Consider the following 21,255-nt stretch of genomic DNA (forward strand, 5'->3'; position numbering starts at 1 on the left):
TCGTGTTGGATGCCAGCGACCCGGAATTCCTGCTGACCCGGCCGGAAGACATGCGCTCAGCCTTGTTTGAACTGACGCACCCCGACAGCCACATCCTCGTGCGCGATGCGGCCGACCGCGAGATGGCCGTACTGGTACTGGGCGCCGACAAGCAAACCCGCCAGTTTTTTTGGCGGCCCCGCGACTACGCGGGCGCTGACTTCGAACACTCCGACAGCATGGGCCTGCTAAGCGGCACCACGTTCCATTTCCACGCCACGGCCTATGGCGGCGTGCAGATCCGGTTCCGCATTCAGCGTCCCGAAGTGATCCACTTCGATGATGGCAGCGCGGCATTGATGTCGCCCTTCCCTGACCGGCTGGCTCGTATCCAACGGCGCAAGATGTTCCGCGCTTCGCTGGCCGGTAGCGCAAACCTGTGCCAGGCCCGTTGGCAGCCCGATGCCAAGGCAAAGCCCTATCACTTCACGGTGCGCGATCTATCGGTGGATGGCGTGGGATTGCGCGTGGAACTGGCGGTGCCGGCGTTGCCCGAACGCGGCACGGTGATGGAAGACGTGCAACTGGACTTCGGCGAACTGGGAAGCCTGACCGCCAATCTGGAAGTCCGCAACCTCTACCCGATTTCGGGCCAGCCGATGATCCAGCCCGACATGCCCGAAGGGCAAGCGCCCCGGCACGTGTCCCTGACCGGCGAACCGCCGATGAGCCATGTAGGCGCCGTCTTCCTGAATCTGGATGCGCGCCGGGAGAACTGGCTGCAGAAAGTGGTGTGGCGCCTGGAGAAAGGCACGCCGCGCGACTGACCCCGGCCCGGACGGGCGGGAAGCAAGCGCAGCGCGGGGTTTTTCCTTTTTTGGAGAACCCCGTTTCCTCGCCTGGCCTTAAACGGCCATCGAGGAAATTTCCTTGTAGGCGGCAACCAGCTTATTGCGCACCTGGACCGCGGTCTGAAAGCCGAGGCTGGCTTTCTGCATGTCGATGATCACATCATTGAGCGAAATGTCGGGCGCGCCCATTTCGAAGGCTTTCGCCTGCGCCGACGAGGCATTCTGCGCCGCCGTCACGCGGCGGATCGAGCGTTGCAATTCGGCGGCGAAGCCGTCGGGCTGGCCGACCATTTCGCCTGCGGCGAGATTGCCGGTTTCCGCCTTGCTCACGACGGTGCGCATCTGCTGGAGCATGCTTTCGATGCCGGACAAGCCTGATACAGCCATTACTTGATTCCTTGCTGGTGGGGCATGACGCCAATGTTGCACAGAGCGTAACGCCGAACATGCGCCGTCATAGCCGATAAAAACCGCCAAAAACCCCGACATTTCAGCGAATGCCGCGACCCGGGCCGGATGCCATGGCCGCAGCGGCTGCCTTGCCGGCGACATAGAGGATAAGTAACGCCAAAAACCGGCTGTTTTCAACGATTGGGATTGTCGTACCTACGGCAATAATCCAGGCTCTCCCCAGACCAGAAGCACGTTGCATGTGTAATCTGCCCTACCCAGACATGAAGTCCTTTTCCCTGCTCCGCGTAGCCAGCGGGAGCCATCGATGAATCAGCAGGCCACTCTGAGTTCGTCGCTGCTGGCGAAGTTCCCCGCCCTGGAAAAGGTACGCGCGCTGCCCAAGCCTATCCTGCTTGGCGCGGCGGCTGCCGTCGTTGCGCTGATCGTCGCCGCGGTGATGTGGAGCAGCGAACCGAAATACAAGGTTCTGTTCTCGAACCTGGACGACCGCGACGGCGGCGCCATCGTCACGGCACTGGGCACGATGAACGTGCCCTACCGTTACAACGAGACCGGCACCGCCTTGCTGGTGCCGGCCGACCGCGTGTACGACGCGCGGTTGCAATTGGCCTCGCAGGGGCTGCCGCGCGGCGGTTCCGTCGGCTTCGAACTGATGGACAACGCCCGTTTCGGCGCCAGCCAGTTCGCCGAGCAGATCAACTACCAGCGCGGTCTGGAAGGCGAGCTGGCCCGTTCGATCGAAGCCATGCACACCGTGCAGCACGCCCGCGTCCACCTGGCCATGCCGCGCCAGTCGCTGTTCGTGCGTGAGCGCCAGGCGCCCACCGCGTCGGTGCTGCTGAACGTTTACCCGGGCCGCAGCCTGAGCGATGCCCAGGTCTCCGCCATTTCGTGGCTGGTGGCCTCCAGCGTGCCCGAACTGACCGCTGAAAACGTGTCCATCGTCGACCAGAACGGCCGCCTGCTGTCCGCGCCGCTGGGCGAAGGGCGCGGCATGGACGCCGATCAGATGCGTTTTGTTCGCGAAATGGAACAGCGCACGGTCGAACGCATCCTGACCATCCTGAACCCGCTGGTTGGCCCGGGCAATGTCCACGCCCAGGCCAGCGCCGACGTCGACTTCGCCCGCCGCGAAGAAACGTCCGAAGTCTATCGTCCCAACCAGGAACCGGGCCAGTCCGCCATCCGCAGCCAGCAGACCAGCGATTCCACCCAGCGCGGTGTGAATCCCGCCCAGGGTGTGCCCGGCGCGCTGTCGAACCAGGCGCCGGCCAACGCGCAAGCGCCCATCGCCAATCCGCCCGCGCCGCAACCGCCCCGTCCGGGCCAGCCGCAGCAGCCGGCCAATGCCCAGCAGCAACAGCAGACCGGCACGCAGACCGCCGCGACCAATCTGAACGAACGCCGCGACGCCACCACCAACTATGAAGTGGATCGCACGATCAGCCACATCAAGCAGCCGGTGGGCAACCTGAAGCGCCTGTCGGTCGCCGTGGTGGTGAACTACATCCGCGACAAGGACGGCGAGCCGCAAGCCCTGCCGCCCGAAGAGCTGAACAAGCTGACCAATCTGGTCCGCGAAGCCATGGGCTATTCCGAAACGCGCGGCGACTCGCTGAATCTGGTGAACAGCCAGTTCAACGATGGCCCGCCGCCGCTGCCGATGTGGCGCGACCCGGAAATGATTGCCCTGTTCAAGACCATTTTGGCTTGGCTGGTGGGTCTGGTGGTTGCCTTGTGGCTGTATCGCAAGGTCCGCCGCTCGGTCACCGAGTACCTGTATCCGCCGGTTGATCCCGAAATGGCCGAGGCCGAGCGCATCGAAGCCGCACGCGAGGCTCAGGACGCGGCCCGCACGAAGGAAGTCAACCGCTACGAAGACAACCTGGAACGCGCCCGCACGATGGCCAATAAAGATCCGCGCGCCGTCGCGATGGTTCTGCGCACCTGGATGAGCAAAGATGAAAAATGATTCCACCCCGATGGACGGCATGACGCGCAGCGCCGTCCTGATGATGTCGCTGGGCGAGGACGCGGCAGCCGAGGTGTTCAAGTATCTCAGCGCCCGTGAAGTGCAGCAGGTCGGTGCGGCGATGGCCAGCCTGAAGCAGGTGACCCGCAACGACGTGGCCGTCGTCCTGGAAGAATTCCGCCAGGAAGCCGACCAGTTCATGGCCGTCACGCTGGGCTCGGACGACTACATCCGCAGCGTGCTGACCAAGGCGCTGGGCAGCGACCGCGCCGCCGGCCTGATCGAAGACATTCTGGAAGCGGGCGACGGCGGCAGCGGCATCGACGCGCTGAACTGGCTGGATCCCAACACCGTCGCCGAACTGATCGGCGACGAACACCCGCAGATCATCGCGACGATTCTGGTCCACCTGGAGCGCGACCGCGCGGCCGGCGTGCTGGCATTGCTGACCGACCGCCTGCGCAACGACGTCATGCTGCGCATTGCGACCTTCGGCGGCGTGCAGCCGGCGGCGTTGTCCGAACTGACCGAAGTGCTGAATTCCGTGCTGGCCGGCCAGGGCGCCAAGCGCAGCAAGATGGGCGGCGTGCGCACCGCGGCCGAGATCCTGAACATGATGAATTCCTCGGACGAGGAAACCGTCGTGGCCAGCCTGCGCGAACGCGACAACGATCTGGCGCAGAAGATCATCGACGAGATGTTCGTCTTCGACAACCTGCTGGACGTCGAGGACCGCGCCATCCAGCTCATCCTCAAGGAAATCGACAACGACACGCTCATGGTCGCGCTCAAGGGCGCGCAGGAAGAGCTGCGCGCCAAGTTCCTGCGCAACATGTCCAGCCGCGCCGCCGAAATGCTGCGCGAGGACCTGGAAGCCCAGGGCCCGATCCGCATGTCGAAGGTCGAAGCCGAACAGAAGAAGATCCTGCAGATCGCCCGCCGCCTGGCCGAAAGCGGCCAGATCGTGCTGGGCAACTCCGGAGACGATGCGTATGTCTGAAGCGGACAACGGCGCGACGACGCTCATCTCGCGCAGTGCCGCCTGGCGGCGCTGGCAGATGCTGTCGTTCGACGAGCCGACGGCCGTCGAAGTCGAACCCGAGCCCGCCCCCGATCCGGGCCCGGACCCTGCCGTGGTGATGGCGCAACTGCGCGCCCAGGCAATGGCCGAAGGCCGCGAGGAAGGCTATGCCCACGGCCATGCGGCCGGCATGGAAGCCGGCCAGCAGACCGGCCACGAAGCCGGTTTCGCCGCCGGGCGCGAAGCCGGTTTCACCGAGGGCCTGGCCCAGGCGCGCGAACAGGGCGCCGCGGAAGCGCAGCGCCTGCACGCATTGGTCGAGGCCTGCGCCACGTCGCTGGGCGCACTGGAAGAAAAAATGGGCCAGAGTTTGCTGACGCTGGCCCTGGACATCGCGCAGCAGGTCGTGCGCACGACGTTGGCCGAGCAGCCGGAGACGGTCGTGGCCGCCGTGCGCGACGTCCTGCACATCAATCCGTCGGCGGGCGGCCAGATGCGGTTGTGGGCCAACCCCGACGACATCGAGCTGATCCGCCTGCACCTGGCGGACGAACTGAAGGAAGGCCATTGGCGCGTGCTGGCCGATGAGTCGATCGCGCGCGGCGGCTGCCGCGCCGAAACGCCCTATGGCGACATCGACGCCACGCTGCAGACGCGCTGGCGTCGCGTGGCGGCCTCGCTGGGCCGCAATGTGTCGTGGGAGGAGCCGGCGTGAACAGCCATCCGGCTCCGGCGCAACCCGGCCAGACGGCCGCGCCGCCGACTTCCGCGACCGCCCCGATGACGGTCGCCGCGCCGGCTGCGGCCATCCCGGTCATCGACCGCTGGAAGACGCAGCTCGAGATCGGCTCGATCCGCGCCGCGTCGACCGACCCGTGGCTGGTCAGCGGCAAGATCACCCGCGCCACCGGCCTGGTGCTGCATGCGACGGGCCTGCGCCTGCCGGTGGGCGCCGCCGCCCGCATCGAAATCGCGCGGGGCCATGATCATTGGGCCGACGCCGAAGTCGTGGGCTTTGACGGCCACACGCTATACCTGATGCCGCAGGCCGACATTTCCGGCCTGCCGCCCGGCGCGCGCGTCGTGCCCGGCGAGCCGCCGGTGCAACGGCAGATTCCGTTGCCGCGCAAGGCCGAATTGAACGGCAACGCAAAGCCCCAGCTTGGCCGCCACCTGCCCGTTGGCAACGCCCTGCTGGGCCGCGTGCTGGACGGCGCCGGCCGCCCGCTGGACGGGCTGGGCCCGTTGACGGGCGCGGAGCTGGCGCCGTTGTCCGCCCTGCCCATCAATCCCTTGTCGCGCGCGCCGATCGACACCGTGCTGGACACGGGCGTGCGCGCGATCAACGGGCTGCTGACCGTCGGCCGAGGCCAACGCATGGGGCTGTTCGCCGGCTCCGGCGTGGGTAAATCCGTGCTGCTGGGCATGATGGCCCGCTACACCAAGGCCGACGTGATCGTCGTCGGCCTGATTGGCGAACGGGGCCGGGAAGTCAAGGAGTTCATCGAGCACAACCTGGGCCCCGAGGGCCTGGCGCGCTCGGTCGTGGTGGCGGCGCCTGCCGACGTGTCGGCTTTGCTGCGCCTGCAAGGCGCCGCGTATGCCACCCGCTTGGCCGAGCACTTCCGCGATCAGGGCCTGGACGTGCTGCTGATCATGGACTCGCTGACCCGTTACGCGATGGCCCAGCGGGAAATCGCGCTGGCCATCGGCGAGCCGCCCGCCACCAAAGGCTATCCGCCGTCGGTGTTCGCCAAGCTGCCCATGCTGGTCGAACGCGCCGGGATGGGCGCGCCCGGACCATCGGGCAAGGCCGGCTCCATCACGGCGTTCTATACCGTGCTGGCCGAAGGCGACGACCAGCAAGATCCGATCGCCGATTCGGCGCGCGCCATCCTGGACGGCCACGTCGTGCTGTCGCGCCATCTGGCCGAGGCAGGGCACTACCCCGCCATCGACATCGAGGCGTCGATTTCCCGCGCGATGACCTCGCTGATCACGCCCCAGCAATTCGCCGTCGTGCGCCGCTTCAAGCAGAACCTGTCGCGCTACCAGCGCAACCGCGACCTGATCGCCGTTGGCGCCTACGCAGCCGGCAACGATCCGCAACTGGACGAAGCCATCGCCCGCTATCCCCGTCTGGAGGCGTTCTTGCAGCAGGACATCGGCGAGAACGTCGGCTATGACGACGCCGTCAACCAGTTGCGCGCCAGTTTCGAGTTAAGGGACACCTATGCCTAGCCAATTGCCCTTGGACATGCTGATTAACCTGGCCAAGGAAAGCACGGATGAAGCCGCGCGCCTGCTGGGACGGCTGAGCGCCGAGCGCACCAATGCCGAGCGTCAGCTGGGCATGCTGAACGACTACCGCCAGGACTATCTGGAACGTTTGCAGCAAGCGATGACGACCGGAATGTCGGCCAGCGACTGCCACAACTACCAGCGCTTCATCGGAACGCTGGACGACGCGATCGGCCAACAGCAGACCGTCTTGCGTCAGGCCGATGAAAACCTGGCCAAGGGCCGCCAATATTGGCAGCAGGAAAAACGCAAGCTCAATTCCTATGACGCTTTGGCGCAGCGCGAAATGCGCGCGCAAGCCGTCGTGGAATCCCGGCGCGAACAGCGCGCCAACGATGAATACTCCGCCCGCCTGGTTCAACGCCAGGCAGGCCTGCATTAAGCAATACCTAACAGGAAGCCCAAGATGACCGCTCCCCTGCCCTTGCCCACGATCGCACCCGTCGCGCAGACTTCGATCGCCGACACGCTTGGCGCCAACAAGTCCGCCTCCGCGAACAAGAAAGGCCCCAGCTTCTCCGACGTGCTGGCCCAGCAGCGCCCGAAGCCGTCCGCCGATTCGCGTCCCGCTGACAACGGCGCCAAGACGCCCGGCAAGAACACCACCGCCAGCGACCCTGCCAGCAAGGCTGAAAGCGCCGCCGCCGGCGCGATCAACGATGCCGTGAACACGGCCACCGCCGCGGAAGCCGGCGCGCTCGCCGTTGCCGCCACGCAACAACCGGCAGCGCCCGTGTTGCCGCAGCAGGCGCTTGAGATCGCGGCCCAGGCCGCCGAACAGGTACAGCTTGCCCGCGGCAATGCCGAGGCCGCTGCCGCCGCGATGAGTTCCGGCGCCGCCGTGCTGACCGCGACGCTGACCGCCGCCGATACGGCCGCCCCGCTACATACCGCCGACGGCGCCGCCGCGCCGCGCCTGCCGGTCGCCGCGACGGCCGCACAGGCCGAAGCGGCCGCCGCGCTTGCCACGCGCGACGCCCAGGCCGCCGTGCCCGTTGTCACCGCCGCCGTCAAAGCCGGCAGCGCGGTGACGGCTGCTCTGGAAGCCGCGCCCGCGAACGTAAAGCCCGCCGTGAAGGTCGAGCCGCCGCGCCTTGCCGCCGATCTGGCGCTGCCGCGCGCGCCACGCGATGCCCGCGCGGACACCGAACGCACCACGACCCTGCCCGTCCATACCGAAGAAGAGCTGACGGCCGCGCTGACCAGCACGGCGCAGCAATTCCAAGCGCCTCAACACGGCGCGTCGGCCCAGGACCACTTGGCCCAGGCCCTTGCCGCCGCCACGCAGCGCCAGGCCGCGCCTGTCGTGAATCAAGCCGCCGTGGCCGCGCCGGTAGTGCCGGTCGTGATGCAGGTCGCCACGCCCGTGGGCGGCACGCATTGGGGCACCGAGCTTGGCCAGCAAGTCGTCATGATGAGCGCCAATGCGCGTCAGGGCATGCAAACCGCCGAACTGCGCCTGGATCCGCCGGACCTGGGTCCGTTGCGCGTCAGCCTGAATCTGGCGGATGGCGTGGCGACCGCCTCGTTCGTATCGGCCCACGCATCGGTGCGCCAGGCGATCGAGACCGCCATTCCGCAATTGCAGCAAGCGCTGGCGCAAGCCGGCATTTCGCTGGGCCAGACCAGCGTCGGCGAACAGGCCGCGCAACAGGAGTTCGCGCAGCAGCAAGGGGGCAACGGTTCGCAGCGCCAGTCCGGCGGCGGATCGGCGGTTGCCGATGCGGCGGCCGGCAACGCCGCGCCTGTCGTGGCCACCCCGCGCAATGCCAACGCCCTGGTCGACACCTTCGCGTAGCAAACAGGCGGCCCGCAGCCAGCAATGGACGCGGGCAGTGCAGCAATAGCTTGAGATACGCGGCTTTCGCCCTGTTTTTCGCCTCCAAGACGAGGCGGGATTTGGGGCAGAATGCTTTCATCCACTAAGTATCCGTTTTCACCAGCGGCCCAATACGCATCGAAACCGAGATGGCGACTTCCAAATCCATATCCGCGCCGTCGGGCGCGAAGAACTCCGGCGGCGTCGGCCGCATCCTTCGCCCGATCCTGGCCATACTGGTCCTGCTCCTCGTTGCCGCCGCCAGCGCCGGCGCAACCTGGTTCATCAGCCAACGCATGCAACAGCCGCCAGCCGGCGCTGCCGTGCAGCTGGGCGTCGGCCAGGTTCCTGGCGGCCAGCCAGGCCAGCCCGGCCAAGCCGGCCAAGGCCCGCAAGCCACGCCGACGACCTTCGTCGCGCCGCCGGCCGGCCCCGTGGCCGTGCCCGCGCCGATCTTCGTGCCGATCGAAGCATTCACCGTCACGTTGCAGAACGCCGACACGGAACGCATCATGCACGTCGGCCTGACCCTGCGCGTGAGCGACGAACAGACCCGCACGCGCCTTGAAAAGTACATGCCCGAAGTGCGCAGCCGCATCCTGATGGTGCTGTCGTCGCAATCGCCCACCGGCGTGCAGACCCAGCAAGGCAAGACCGACATGGCCGCCGCGATCAAGCAGGCAGTCAACCGTCCCTTCTCGCCCCTGCCGGACGGCCAGTATGTCACCGACGTGCTGTTCACGGCGTTCGTGGTGCAATAAGCATGGCCTACGAGGCATTCCTTTCACAGGACGAAGTCGATGCGCTGCTAGCCGGCGTCACCGGCGAGAGCGACAGCAAGACCGCGGCCGCCAGCTCCAACGACGGCGCGCGCGCCTACGACCTGAGTTCACCCGAACGCGTCGTGCGCCGCCGCATGCAGACGCTGGAGCTGATCAACGAACGTTTCGCGCGCCATATGCGCAACGTGCTGTTGAACTTCATGCGCCGCAGCGCGGACATCACAGTCGGCTCGATCAAGATCCAGAAGTACGCGGACTTTGAGCGCAACCTGCCCGTGCCCAGCAATCTGAACATGATTCAGATGAAGCCGTTGCGCGGCACCGCGCTCTTCACGTATGACCCGAACCTGGTGTTCCTGGTCATCGACAGCCTGTTCGGCGGCGATGGCCGCTACCACACGCGCGTCGAAGGCCGGGACTTCACCACTACCGAACAGCGCATCATCCGGCGGCTGCTCAACCTGACCCTGGAAAGCTACGGCAAATCCTGGGATCCGGTCTATCCGATCGAATTCGAGTATGTGCGCTCGGAGATGCACACCAAGTTCGCCAGCATCACCGGCAACAATGAAGTGGTGGTCGTCACGTCGTTCCACATCGAATTCGGCGCGACCGGCGGCGACCTGAACATCTGCCTGCCCTACTCGATGATCGAGCCGGTGCGGGATCTGCTGACGCGGCCGCTGCAGGAAACCACGCTGGAAGAAGTCGACCAGCGTTGGTCGCAGCAGCTGTCGCGACAGGTTCGCAGCGCCGACATCGACGTGGTCGCGGAATTTGCGCGGATCCCGTCGTCGATCCGCGAACTGATGAGCCTGAAAGTGGGCGACGTCCTTCCCGTGGACGTGCCCGAAACCATCATCGCCAATGTGGATGGCGTGCCGCTGATGGAATGCGGCTACGGCGTTTTCAACGGCCAGTACGCGCTTCGCGTACAGAACATGTTTACCTACGATACCGATTCTCACGAGGCCCCCGACCATGACTGACAAGAACGAGCCCGGCACCGGCTCGTCCCCGGCCGACGACTGGGCCGACGCGCTCGCCGAACAATCCCGCGCCAATCCGCCCACCCAGGCCGATGGCCTGAAGCCGCAGGACGACTGGGCAGCCGCGATGGCTGAACAATCCGCCGCCACGCCCGCAGCACCCGAAGCGCCCGCGCAAGCGGCGCCCGCGCCCACGGCCCCTGCGAAGCCCGCCGCGCAATCGGCGTCGCAGTCGGTCTTCAAGCCCCTGGCCGGCACCACTGGCGGCGCCGGCACCGACATCGACCTGATCATGGACGTTCCCGTCCAGCTGACGGTCGAACTGGGACGCACTCGCCTGACCATCAAGAACCTGCTCCAACTGGGCCAGGGATCGGTGGTCGAGCTGGACGGCCTGGCCGGCGAACCGATGGACATCTTCGTCAACGGCTACCTGATCGCCCAGGGCGAAGTCGTCGTCGTCGAAGATAAGTACGGCATCCGCCTGACCGACATCATCACCCCGTCCGAGCGGATCAACCGCTTGAACAACCGCCGTTGACGGCACCGGCGCCATGACCGAGTCCTCCCTGCTGCGCGTCATCATCGGCCTGGTGCTGGTGGTGGCCGCCATCCTGGTTTCGGCATGGCTTGCCAAGCGCGCCGGTTTAACCCAGCGCGGCGGCGGCAATCTGCTTAAACAGGTCGCCAGCCTGCCGGTCGGCGCGCGCCAGAGCATCGTCGTCGTCGAGATCGACAACACCTGGCTGGTGGTGGGCGTCGGCCCGAACCAGATCAGTACCCTGCATACCCTGCCCGCCGGCGATATGCCGACGGGTTCGCCCTTGCCCGCCGCAGCATTCGCGGCCAAGCTGGGCCAGGCGCTCAAGCGCCGCTAGCGCCTCGCGCGCGATCCAAGCGATACCCATGAGTTTGCTCACCCGCACGACCTTCACCCGCGCCCGCCAGAACGCGCTGCCGTTGCTAGCGGCCGCCGCCGTGCTGGGCCTGGCTTTCTTTCCCGCTGGCGTCGTGGCCCAAGCCACGCTGCCGGCGCTGACCACCACCCCGGGTCCCAACGGTTCCGAGACGTATTCGCTCAGCATGCAGACGCTGCTGCTGATGACCTCGTTGTCGTTCCTGCCGGCCGCGCTGCTGATGATGACCGGCTTCACCCGCATCATCATCGTGCTGGGCCTGTTACGCAGCGCGATGGGCACCGCGATGTCGCCGCCCAACCACGTGCTGATCGGGCTGGCGCTGTTTTTGACCTTCTATACGATGTCTCCGGTGTTCGACAAAATCTACGCCGACGCCTACAAGCCGCTGTCCGAGGGATCGATCCAGTTCGAAACCGCCGTCGAACGCGCGGCGGCGCCGCTGCGCACGTTCATGCTGCACCAGACCCGCGAGAACGATCTGTCGCTGTTCGCCAACCTGGCCAAGCAGCCGGCGCTGGAAGACCCCTCGCAAGTGCCGCTGCGCATCCTGGTGCCGGCATTCATCACCAGCGAACTGAAGACGGCATTCCAGATCGGTTTCACTATCTTCATCCCCTTTCTCATCATCGATCTGGTCGTGGCCAGCGTGCTGATGGCGCTGGGCATGATGATGGTGCCGCCCGTTACCGTGGCCCTGCCCTTCAAACTGATGCTGTTCGTGCTGGCCGACGGCTGGAACCTGCTCATGGGCTCGCTGGCCCAGAGCTTCTACCAATAACGCCGGGAGCAGAATCGCCATGACAGCCGAAACCGTCATGACCATGGCCTACCAGGCGATGAAGATCGTTCTGGCGATGGCCGGTCCGCTACTGCTGGTGGTGCTGGTGGTTGGCCTGGTCATCAGCATTTTCCAGGCCGCCACGCAGATCAACGAAATGACGCTGTCGTTCATTCCGAAGCTGCTGGCGATGTGCGGCGTGCTGGTGCTGCTGGGCCCGTGGCTGATTGGCGTCATGGTCGACTACATCCGGCAATTGATCGGCCAGATCCCCATGCTGGTGTCCTGAGCGCGCCCGCGCCGCTGGACCCCGGACGCGTCCCATGATCGCCTTCACGCTCGAACAGCTCAACGGCTGGATCGGCCAGTTCCTCTGGCCGTTCGTGCGCATCCTGGCGCTGGTAGGCACGGCCCCCCTCTTCTCGGAATCAATCATCCCCGTCAAGGTCAAGGTCGGCCTGGCGTTTGTGCTGGCGGTGGCCATCAGCCCGGCGCTGGACCCCATGCCGCCGATCGCGCCCGGATCGTTCGCCGGCCTGTGGATGGTGATGCAACAGGTGCTGATCGGCATCGCCATGGGTTTCACGATGCGAATCGTGTTCGCGGCGGTGCAGACCGCCGGCGAATTCGTCGGGCTGCAGATGGGCCTGTCGTTCGCCTCGTTCTTCGACCCGAGTTCGGGCGCGAACACGGCCGTGCTCTCTCGCCTGTTCAACATCATCGCGATGCTGACTTTCCTGGCGTTGGACGGCCACCTGCTGGTTCTGGCCGCCTTGGTTCGGTCTTTCGACACCCTGCCCGTGGCCATGATCCAGCTACATCAAAACGGCTGGGGCGTCGTCGTGGAATGGGGCAAGACGGTATTCGTTTCCGGCCTGTTGCTTGCCTTGCCGCTGATCTGCGCCCTGCTGACCATCAACCTGGCCATGGGCATCCTGAACCGCGCGGCCCAGCAGCTGTCCGTGTTCTCCGTGGGCTTTCCGGTAACGCTGATCATCGGCGTTGCGGTGCTAACCGTGGTGTTGCCGCATTCGGGGCCCTTTCTGGAATCATTATTCGAGTCGGGCTTGGGCGCCATGAGCCGCGTGGTCGACGCATTGGCCGGCCGATAACACCAAACCGCGGACGCTGCCCGCCATGCGAAACGGCCACGTTCCCGTGGCCGTTTCGCATGGTTCAAACGACTTGTGCCAGTCAGGGATGGCCGGTCAGGCGGAACACGCAAATCGTTTCCCGCAGCGCGCCGGACTGGTTGCCCAGTTGCAGCACCGCGCCGCCCAGCTCTTGCACCAGCGCCGTATTCTGCACCGTCATCACGTCCATCTGCGACACGGCGGAATCCACTTGCTCGATGCCGCTGGACTGCTCTTGCGAGGCTTGCGAGATCTCGCCAATGATGTCCGTGACGCGATGCACCGCGGCAACGATCTCTTCCATCGTCGCGCCAGCCTGTTCGGCCTGGGCCGATCCTTCCGATACCCGGTCCACGGAATCCTCGATCAAGCCCTTGATTTCCTTGGCTGCCTGCGCGCTCTTTTGCGCCAGGCTGCGCACCTCGCCCGCGACCACGGCAAAGCCCTTGCCGGACTCGCCCGCCCGCGCGGCCTCCACGGCGGCGTTCAAGGCCAGGATGTTGGTCTGGAACGCGATGCCCTCAATGATGCTGACGATGTCCGCGATCTTGCGCGAGCTATCGGAGATGCCGTGCATGGTGTTCACCACCTGCCCCACCGCGACGCCGCCCCGGCGCGCCACGTCCATGCTGCTGGCGGCCAGCTGATTGGCCTGGCGCGCGTTGTCGGCGTTCTGACGCACGGTTGACGTCAGCTGCTCCATGCTGGCGGCCGTCTGCTGCAGCGAGGCCGCCTGGCCTTCCGTGCGCCCGGCCAGTTCCTGGTTGCCCCGCGCGATGTGCACCGCGGCATGCGTCGTGCCCTCGATGCCGCGATAGACGTCCTGCGCGATGCCGATCAGGCTCTTGCGCATGACTTCGAGCGAGAACTTCAGGCTGCCCACTTCGTCGTCGGAATCCGCCACGATCTGCGTGGTCAGATTGCCGGCAGCGACTTGCCGCGCCATGTTGGCGGCGTCCACCATCGGATCCAGCAACGACCGGGACAGGCTCCATCCCATGGCGAAAATGGCGATCACGCCCAGCGCGATCGCGCCGCCACCCAGGCTGGCGCCCAGCACGTCCAGACTGGCCCAGTTGGCATGCAGGCCGTAGGCGCCCGCGGCAGCTACGATGCCGCCCGACAGCAAGGCGTGGCGCAGCATGCGGCTACGCACGCTGCGTTTGAAGGGAAACGCCACGATATCCAGGCCACGCCGCCAGCCGGCGCGCACGGGCCGCCCACGGCGGATGCGCACGCCGCGCGCCGAACCTTCCCGGATGCGGGCGTACAGGTCTTCGGCCATTTCGATTTGTTCGTCCGACGGGCGCACGCGCACCGACGAATACGCGACGACTTCGCCGTTTTCAACAATGGGCGTGGCGTTGGCCAGCACCCAGTAGTAGCCGCCGTCCTTGCGCCGGTTCTTGACCAGCCCCAGCCACGATTCGCCTGCTTCCAGCGTGTCCCAGAGGTCCACGTAGGCTTCGGACGGCATGTCGGGATGACGCACGATGTTGTGCGGCTTGCCGATCAGCTCTTCACGGGTGAATCCGCTGACCTCGACGAATGCCGGGTTCGCGTAGACGATGCGGCCCTTGGTGTCGGTGCGCGAGATCAGATACTGATCCTCGCGCAGCTTGGTTTCCACATCATGGACGGGTAAGTTTACGCGCACAGCTAGTCTCCAGTTACCTCAATAGCGCAGCGAATGAATAGCAGCAAGCACACCGGAACCGACGCCGTGGCATCGGCCTGTACCCGCGCTGGTTGATCTGGCGGGCACGCCGCCATTCAAACGCTGTTCACCGCCCGTTTCGGGCGTTATTGTTATTTACGGCTGAATTGTCAAAAACTTAACGTGCGTAGGAATTACACGTGGCGTCGCGCTGGCGCCTGCCCCAAGACATACGGCCGCGCACAGGCGCGGCCGTATGTCTTGCCTTCAAGGCGTCTTCAGGCAAGCCGCGCCCATCGCGCGGCCCGCCCTACGGAGGTCCAACGGGCCGCCCGAGGTCAGCCTTGCGTCAACGTCGGCGCGGCATAGCCGCCGAGCTGATGCGCGGGCACTTCGATCACTTCACCCGCGTTGATCTTGAACACCGCCACCGCTTCCGCCAAACGGTGCGCTTGGTCTTGCAGCGACCCGGCAGCCGCCGCGGCTTCTTCCACCAACGCCGCGTTCTGCTGCGTCACTTCGTCCATCTGCGACACCGCGCGGTTGACTTGGTCGATGCCGCTGGACTGTTCTTCGGACGCCGCCGAAATTTCGCCCATGATGTCCGTCACGCGCTTGACCGATGCCACGATCTCTTGCATCGTCGCGCCTGCGCGTTCCACCTGCTGCGAACCCGCGCCCACCTTCGTGACCGAGTCTTCGATCAGGCCCTTGATTTCCTTGGCCGCCTGCGCGCTGCGCTGCGCCAGCGAGCGGACTTCGCCCGCCACCACCGCAAAGCCCTTGCCCTGTTCACCGGCACGCGCCGCTTCCACTGCCGCGTTCAGCGCCAGGATGTTGGTCTGGAAGGCAATGCCGTCGATCACCGACACGATTTCCGAGATCTTGCGCGAGCTGGCCGAAATACCCTGCATCGTGCTGACCACTTCCGACACCGCCGAACCGCCGCGCTCGGCGACGTCCGACGCGCTGGCCGCCAGCTGGTTCGCCTGGCGCGCGTTATCCGCGTTCTGCTTCACCGTGGACGCCAACTCTTCCATCGACGCCGCTGTCTCTTCAAGCGACGCAGCCTGCTCTTCCGTGCGGCTGGACAAGTCGGTATTGCCGGCGGCGATTTCCCGCGAGCCCACCGTGATCTCGTCCACGCCGCGACGCACCGTCGCCACCGTGCGCGTCAGGCTTTCCTGCATGCGCTTGACCGCCGCCATCAACTGGCCGATTTCATTGTGCGAGCGCACCTCGACGCGGCTGGTCAGGTCGCCTGCGGCGATCTTGTCGAAGTGCTGGCCGGCTTCCACCAGCGGGCGCACCACCAAACGGCCGAACAAGATTCGGCAGAACACCATCAGCAGCAGCGCCAGGCCCACGGCCACGGCCACGGCCACCATGGCGCGATTGAAGTTCGCCTCGGCCTGGTCAATCGTGGCTTGCTGCTGGTTGCCGATGTACTTGCCAAAATCGCTCAACGCCTCGATGAAGGCGGCGCTGCGCGGCGTGCCGTACTCGTTGTTCACCATGTAGAACGTCGAATAGTCTTCGCTGCGCAAGGCTTCCACCATCGTGTCCACGCCGTCGTCGATGTACGAGCGATAGCGGCGGACCAGGTTCATCGACAGCTGGCGGCCCGTATCGTCCTGCAGCATGTTCTTCTGGAAGTCCGCGAACCGCGCGCGCACCCCGGTCAGCAGGTCGGTGGCGCCCTTGAGGGCCGCTGCCGCGTCGCGTGCCGAGTTCTCGCCGCTGCCCCAGCCGGATTCCTGCAGGTGGCGCGCGGCCACCATCAGGCTTACGCGGGCACGCAGCATGTCGCTGTTGATGACTTCCACTTGCTTGGCGCGCTCGGTCAGCGCGTTGACTTCCCGGATGGACTCGTAATTGTGCTGCAGGAAAAATGCGGCCAGGCCGCCTACCGCAGCGATCAAGATCGCGAAGAACGCCATGACCCACAGCAGCATCGTACCGACGCGGGCATCACGCAAACGGAGCTTGCGTTTCACCTTGGGCGCACGCGCCGCCTTTTTCTTGCCGCCTTTGCCGGCCTTGGCGCCGGATTCGAGACTCGCTTCCATATTTTTTCCCCATCCCTCAGGAACTGCTCAGACCAAATGAAAAACCACCCTGCCGACACGCCCTGTTACATGGGGTGTGCATTCAGGGCGACGGTCATTGCGGCTTGCGCCGCAATGCTCTCTGCCGGACGACGACAAGCCTATTTGCTTGCAGGCGCCAACCCAGCCGGTTCACCCGGGCCAGGAATGTAGATGGTTTGCACCTCGGGTTCGGCCGAGGGCGCCGGCGTCCACGCCTGATTCGCATCAGGCGCGGGCGCGGGCCCCAGCAGTTTTTGCCGTTCCCAGGGTTCCAGCAGAATATTGGTGCTGTCGACCAACCGCATCAAACGGCCGTCGGGGCCGAATTGCAGCAGGGCTTCCTTGCGGCTGTACAGGCCGTCGGCGACAAACGTGATCTTGAAGGACCAGAGGGCCAACAGCGTGCCGTCAGTCTGCTTGTATAGCTTGTCGGGCGGCGCGGTCAGCGCCCGCGAGGCGTCTTCCAGCGTCGTCTGGCCGGGGGTCAGGGTCGACAGCTTGCCGGGGTCGAAGTTATGCCCCGTTGCCGCGCAGCCTGCCAGCACTACCGCGATGGCGGCTGCCGCCAGAAGATGTATATAGCCTCGCATACCCTACCCATTCACCGGCAACGCCGGTATCAGAAAGATTCCCAATCGTCGTCCGACGGCGCCTGACGGCGGCTTGCGGCCGGCGTCGGTTTGGCGTCGTTGGCGGTGGTTGCCGCGCGCGGCGCCGGGCGGCGTAGCGGACGCGACGCCGTGGCGCCTTCCGCCGCGGCCGGCGCGGGCTTCGCCCGGGCGGCATGCGTCAGCCGAACGGCCGGCGCCGGCTTGGCCGGCGTAGCCGGCGCGTCGGACGCAGCGGCAGGCGGCGCGACGCGGGCCGCGACCCGCGCGGCCGGGCGCTGCTGCACCAACTGGCGGGCCGGCACTTCAATGACTTCACCCGCATTGACTTTGAACACCGCCACGGCCTGGGCCAGACGTTCGGCCTGTTCCTCCAAGGAACCCGCCGCAGCCGCCGCTTCTTCCACCAGCGCCGCGTTCTGCTGCGTCACTTCGTCCATCTGCGACACCGCGCGATTGACTTGGTCGATGCCGCTGGACTGTTCGTCGGACGCCGCCGAGATTTCGCCCATGATGTCCGTCACGCGCTTGACCGACGCCACGATCTCTTGCATCGTCGCGCCCGCGCGTTCCACCTGCTGCGAACCCGCGCCCACCTTCGTGACCGAGTCTTCGATCAGGCCCTTGATTTCCTTGGCCGCCTGCGCGCTGCGCTGCGCCAGCGAGCGGACTTCGCCCGCCACCACCGCAAAACCCTTGCCTTGTTCACCGGCACGCGCGGCTTCCACCGCCGCGTTCAGCGCCAGGATGTTGGTCTGGAACGCGATACCGTCGATGACCGACACGATTTCCGAGATCTTGCGCGAGCTGGCCGAAATGCTCTGCATGGTATTCACAACTTCCGCCACGGCCGAGCCGCCGCGTTCGGCCACGTCCGACGCGCTGGCCGCCAGCTGGTTCGCCTGGCGCGCATTGTCCGCGTTCTGCTTCACCGTGGACGCCAATTGCTCCATCGACGCCGCGGTTTCTTCCAACGACGCCGCCTGCTGTTCGGTACGGCTGGACAGGTCCGTGTTGCCCGCGGAAATCTCGCGCGAACCGACGTTGATTTCGTCCACGCCGCGGCGCACCGTCGACACCGTGCGCGACAGGCTTTCCTGCATGCGCTTGACCGCCGCCATCAACTGGCCGATTTCGTTCGTCGAGTTGACATCCACGCGCACCGTCAGGTCACCACCCGCGATCTTGTCGAAGCTGTCGCTCACGGCGCGCAACGGACGCAGAATCACCCGGTTCATGAACAGGAAGGCGGCCAAGGCCACCACCAGGATCACCACGGCCAGCGCCAGATACACATAGGCCATCATCGAGGCCTGGCTGCGCGCGGATTCGACCTCGCGCTCGCTGAAGGCATTGATCTCGTTGGCGAATTCGGTCAACTGTTTGGAAAACGCCCCGCTGGCCGCGCCCGCCTTGGTGTTCTTCAAGGACAGATATGCCGCCGCATCGCCCTTGTCCAGCGCGCCCATCATGGATTGCAGCGCGTCGGAGAAGGTGTTGAATGACGTCATCAGGTCGCCTTCAGCGGCCTTGCCCAACGCCGTCACCTTCGGGATCGCCTTGAAGCTCTCCATCTTCTTCTTGGCATCGGCAATCAATTGCTGCACCGTGCGCGAGTTCTCGGCCGCGCCGTTGGCATCGCCCGCCGCGCGCTGCGCGGCGGTGATGTCGGCGCGGATCGTCGCACGCAGCATCTGCGTGTAAGCGTCCTTGATCAGGTTGCTTTGCTGGACGCTCAGGGAATCCAGGGCGTTGATCGTGTCGGCGCTGGAGCGCATGCTATTCCAGCCCAGGGCAATGGCAACCAGTGCGGCCAGGGCAACTGCCAACTGAGCGAGCATTAAGCCCGTGCGCACCTTCAGATTGCTGAACATTTTCCGATAGTTCCGGTAGTCGTTCCAGCGGCGCGCGGTGGCCGCCGGACCGTAAAAGGGGGTACTGCGTGTGCTACTGCCTGTTCAATGCACTGAGCGGGTCGTCCCGTCAGAAAGACTCCCAATCATCGTCCGCGGGCGGGGGCCGGCGGCTGGCGGACGCAGCCGGCGCCGCATCCATGGCGCTGTCCGCGCGGGTAGCCGGACGGCGCAAGGGGCGCGCCACCGTGGCCGCCGTCGCAGCGGGTTTGGGACGCGCCACTTGAGTCTTGCGGGGCGCGGGCTTGGCGGCCTGCGCATCGCCAGCGTCCGTATCTGCCTGAACTGCCTCTGAAGATTCCGATCCGGCGTGAGCCGCGCTGTGCGGCGCCTGCTCGGCCGGCGCCGAAGCCGGTTTGGCCAATCGAGCGGCGGGCGCCGACGGGCGCGAGGCCTGGGTCGGCGCGCGCGGCGCAGGCATGCGTGGAGCGGCTGGCTGCTGCGCCAACGCGTGCGCCGGCACTTCAATGACTTCGCCCGCATTGATCTTGAACACGGCGACCGCTTCCGCCAGGCGCTGGGCCTGCTCTTGCAGCGACCCGGCGGCGGCTGCCGCTTCTTCCACCAGTGCCGCGTTTTGCTGCGTCACTTCGTCCATCTGCGACACCGCGCGGTTGACTTGGTCGATGCCGCTGGACTGCTCTTCGGACGCCGCCGAGATTTCGCCCATGATGTCCGTTACGCGCTTGACCGATGCCACGATCTCTTGCATCGTCGCGCCTGCGCGTTCCACCTGCTGCGAACCCGCGCCCACCTTCGTGACCGAGTCTTCGATCAGGCCCTTGATTTCCTTGGCCGCCTGCGCGCTGCGCTGCGCCAGCGAGCGCACTTCGCCCGCCACCACCGCAAAGCCCTTGCCCTGTTCACCGGCACGCGCCGCTTCCACCGCCGCGTTCAGCGCCAGGATGTTGGTCTGGAAGGCAATGCCGTCGATCACCGACACGATTTCCGAGATCTTGCGCGAGCTGGCCGAAATGCCCTGCATCGTGCTGACCACTTCCGCCACGGCCGAGCCGCCGCGTTCCGCCACGTCCGATGCGCTGGCCGCCAGCTGGTTCGCCTGGCGCGCATTGTCCGCGTTCTGCTTCACCGTGGACGCCAATTGCTCCATCGACGCCGCGGTTTCCTCCAGCGACGCCGCCTGCTGTTCGGTGCGGCTGGACAGGTCCGTGTTGCCCGCGGAAATCTCGCGCGAACCCACGTTGATCTCGTCCACGCCGCGGCGCACCGTTGCGACCGTGCGCGTCAGGCTTTCCTGCATGCGCTTGATGGCGCCGAACAGCTGCCCGATCTCGTTCGTGCTGCGCACCTCGATACGGCCGGTGAAGTCGCCGCCGGCGATCTTGTCGAAGTGGTCGCCCGCCTGGTGCAGCGGACGCAGCACCGTGCGGTTGATGAAGATCCAGCAGCCCAACGCCAGCACCAGCGCAATGGCCAGCAATGCGATGGTGACCGTGCGCGAGATGCGGTGGTCCACTTCGGCCTGCGCCACCAGTTCGTCGGTGCGCTTATCCAGGAAATCCAGCACGCCATTGACGGCTTCCCGGAAGCCCGTATTGGCCGCGCTGCCCGCATCGTTCAGATCCAGGTATTCCTGCACCGCCATCTTGGACAGTGCGGCAGCCTGACGCTTATAGACATCGTCGAACTGCTTGTAAGCCGTTTCCAGCTTGGCGACCAGCGCCTCGGAACCGGCCATGCGCGGCGCCTTGTGGAACGCGTCCAGCCACTTGGCGCCTTCCCGCATCAGGGCGTCGGCGCGTTGGGTCTGCGCGTTGGCCTGCTCGGTCTTGCCTTGCTGCATGTCCATCAGGGACGAGGCCAGCAACAGACGGCCACGCAGCAGGGCCGCGTTGGCGCGATTAAGCTGGGTGCCCTGATTGGAATAGGCGGCGTTGACCTGCTCCAGCTTATCGTTGCTGGAGTTCAACCCCATCCAAGCCACGCCATTGGATATGAACATGGCGCCCGTGAAGAGCAACAGCACCAGAACGATACAGGTGCGAACTTTCAAATTGACAAGCATGA

At 65.8% G+C, this 21,255-nt stretch carries 20 protein-coding genes; 14 read left to right on the forward strand and 6 right to left on the reverse strand.

The features are described 5' to 3' along the window. The first annotated feature begins 2 nt into the window (after positions 1–2). Positions 3–806: a flagellar brake protein gene (locus ACI0FO_RS06780; protein ID WP_416025196.1), complete on the forward strand. Its 804-nt coding sequence runs from the start codon at positions 3–5 to the stop codon at positions 804–806. Between the two features lie 78 nt (positions 807–884). On the opposite strand, the gene fliE is transcribed toward ACI0FO_RS06780, so the two are convergent. Next, positions 885–1,217 (reverse strand): flagellar hook-basal body complex protein FliE, encoded by a 333-nt coding sequence (fliE, locus tag ACI0FO_RS06785; protein ID WP_105560508.1) that lies wholly within the window; start codon positions 1,215–1,217, stop codon positions 885–887. A 331-nt stretch (positions 1,218–1,548) separates the two neighbouring features. Here fliE and fliF point away from each other — a divergent pair, with 331 nt between their 5' ends. From fliF to fliR, 13 genes are all read left to right on the forward strand, one after another. Beyond that, positions 1,549–3,216 (forward strand): flagellar basal-body MS-ring/collar protein FliF, encoded by a 1,668-nt coding sequence (fliF, locus tag ACI0FO_RS06790; protein WP_416025198.1) that lies wholly within the window; start codon positions 1,549–1,551, stop codon positions 3,214–3,216. Beyond that, positions 3,206–4,216, forward strand: coding sequence for a flagellar motor switch protein FliG (gene fliG / locus ACI0FO_RS06795; RefSeq protein ID WP_088588349.1), 1,011 nt, complete (start codon positions 3,206–3,208; stop codon positions 4,214–4,216). The genes fliF and fliG overlap by 11 nt, the downstream gene beginning before the upstream one ends. After that, positions 4,209–4,952 carry a flagellar assembly protein FliH gene (fliH, locus tag ACI0FO_RS06800; RefSeq protein ID WP_416025200.1) on the forward strand — a complete coding sequence of 248 codons (744 nt, stop codon included), beginning with the start codon at positions 4,209–4,211 and terminating at the stop codon, positions 4,950–4,952. The genes fliG and fliH overlap by 8 nt, the downstream gene beginning before the upstream one ends. Positions 4,953–5,017: 65 nt before the next feature. Continuing rightward, complete coding sequence (gene fliI / locus ACI0FO_RS06805; RefSeq protein ID WP_416025674.1) at positions 5,018–6,478, forward strand: flagellar protein export ATPase FliI; 1,461 nt, start codon at positions 5,018–5,020, stop codon at positions 6,476–6,478. After that, the gene (gene fliJ / locus ACI0FO_RS06810) at positions 6,471–6,920 is read left to right on the forward strand and encodes a flagellar export protein FliJ (RefSeq protein ID WP_088588351.1); all 450 of its coding nucleotides are present in this window, start codon (positions 6,471–6,473) and stop codon (positions 6,918–6,920) included. The genes fliI and fliJ overlap by 8 nt, the downstream gene beginning before the upstream one ends. A gap of 24 nt (positions 6,921–6,944) precedes the next feature. Further along, entirely contained in the window at positions 6,945–8,336 is a 1,392-nt protein-coding gene (locus tag ACI0FO_RS06815; protein ID WP_416025202.1) for a flagellar hook-length control protein FliK, read from the forward strand. 170 nt (positions 8,337–8,506) lie between these two features. Beyond that, positions 8,507–9,118, forward strand: coding sequence for a flagellar basal body-associated protein FliL (gene fliL / locus ACI0FO_RS06820; protein ID WP_416025204.1), 612 nt, complete (start codon positions 8,507–8,509; stop codon positions 9,116–9,118). A gap of 2 nt (positions 9,119–9,120) precedes the next feature. After that, a complete protein-coding gene (fliM, locus tag ACI0FO_RS06825) occupies positions 9,121–10,128 on the forward strand; it encodes a flagellar motor switch protein FliM (protein WP_416025205.1) in 1,008 nt (335 codons plus the stop codon). After that, a complete protein-coding gene (gene fliN / locus ACI0FO_RS06830; protein ID WP_416025206.1) occupies positions 10,121–10,669 on the forward strand; it encodes a flagellar motor switch protein FliN in 549 nt (182 codons plus the stop codon). Before fliM ends, fliN begins: the two co-directional genes overlap by 8 nt. Before the next feature lie 13 nt (positions 10,670–10,682). Beyond that, positions 10,683–11,006 carry a flagellar biosynthetic protein FliO gene (gene fliO, locus ACI0FO_RS06835; RefSeq protein ID WP_416025208.1) on the forward strand — a complete coding sequence of 108 codons (324 nt, stop codon included), beginning with the start codon at positions 10,683–10,685 and terminating at the stop codon, positions 11,004–11,006. A gap of 28 nt (positions 11,007–11,034) precedes the next feature. Continuing rightward, a complete protein-coding gene (gene fliP, locus ACI0FO_RS06840; protein ID WP_416025210.1) occupies positions 11,035–11,826 on the forward strand; it encodes a flagellar type III secretion system pore protein FliP in 792 nt (263 codons plus the stop codon). A 19-nt stretch (positions 11,827–11,845) separates the two neighbouring features. Further along, positions 11,846–12,115: a flagellar biosynthesis protein FliQ gene (gene fliQ, locus ACI0FO_RS06845; RefSeq protein ID WP_006219058.1), complete on the forward strand. Its 270-nt coding sequence runs from the start codon at positions 11,846–11,848 to the stop codon at positions 12,113–12,115. 34 nt (positions 12,116–12,149) lie between these two features. After that, the gene (gene fliR / locus ACI0FO_RS06850) at positions 12,150–12,938 is read left to right on the forward strand and encodes a flagellar biosynthetic protein FliR (protein ID WP_416025212.1); all 789 of its coding nucleotides are present in this window, start codon (positions 12,150–12,152) and stop codon (positions 12,936–12,938) included. A gap of 82 nt (positions 12,939–13,020) precedes the next feature. On the opposite strand, the gene ACI0FO_RS06855 is transcribed toward fliR, so the two are convergent. From ACI0FO_RS06855 to ACI0FO_RS06875, 5 genes are all read right to left on the reverse strand, one after another. Continuing rightward, positions 13,021–14,616 carry a methyl-accepting chemotaxis protein gene (locus ACI0FO_RS06855; protein WP_416025214.1) on the reverse strand — a complete coding sequence of 532 codons (1,596 nt, stop codon included), beginning with the start codon at positions 14,614–14,616 and terminating at the stop codon, positions 13,021–13,023. Between the two features lie 338 nt (positions 14,617–14,954). Continuing rightward, the gene (locus tag ACI0FO_RS06860) at positions 14,955–16,685 is read right to left on the reverse strand and encodes a methyl-accepting chemotaxis protein (protein ID WP_416025215.1); all 1,731 of its coding nucleotides are present in this window, start codon (positions 16,683–16,685) and stop codon (positions 14,955–14,957) included. A gap of 140 nt (positions 16,686–16,825) precedes the next feature. Next, entirely contained in the window at positions 16,826–17,296 is a 471-nt protein-coding gene (locus tag ACI0FO_RS06865) for a hypothetical protein (protein WP_416025217.1), read from the reverse strand. Positions 17,297–17,325: 29 nt separating this feature from the next. After that, positions 17,326–19,188 (reverse strand): methyl-accepting chemotaxis protein, encoded by a 1,863-nt coding sequence (locus ACI0FO_RS06870; RefSeq protein ID WP_416025219.1) that lies wholly within the window; start codon positions 19,186–19,188, stop codon positions 17,326–17,328. 109 nt (positions 19,189–19,297) lie between these two features. After that, a complete protein-coding gene (locus ACI0FO_RS06875; protein WP_416025221.1) occupies positions 19,298–21,253 on the reverse strand; it encodes a methyl-accepting chemotaxis protein in 1,956 nt (651 codons plus the stop codon). Positions 21,254–21,255: the final 2 nt, after the last annotated feature.

Origin of the sequence: Achromobacter marplatensis (assembly GCF_049060505.1) — a bacterium.
GTDB lineage: Bacteria > Pseudomonadota > Gammaproteobacteria > Burkholderiales > Burkholderiaceae_B > Achromobacter > Achromobacter marplatensis_A.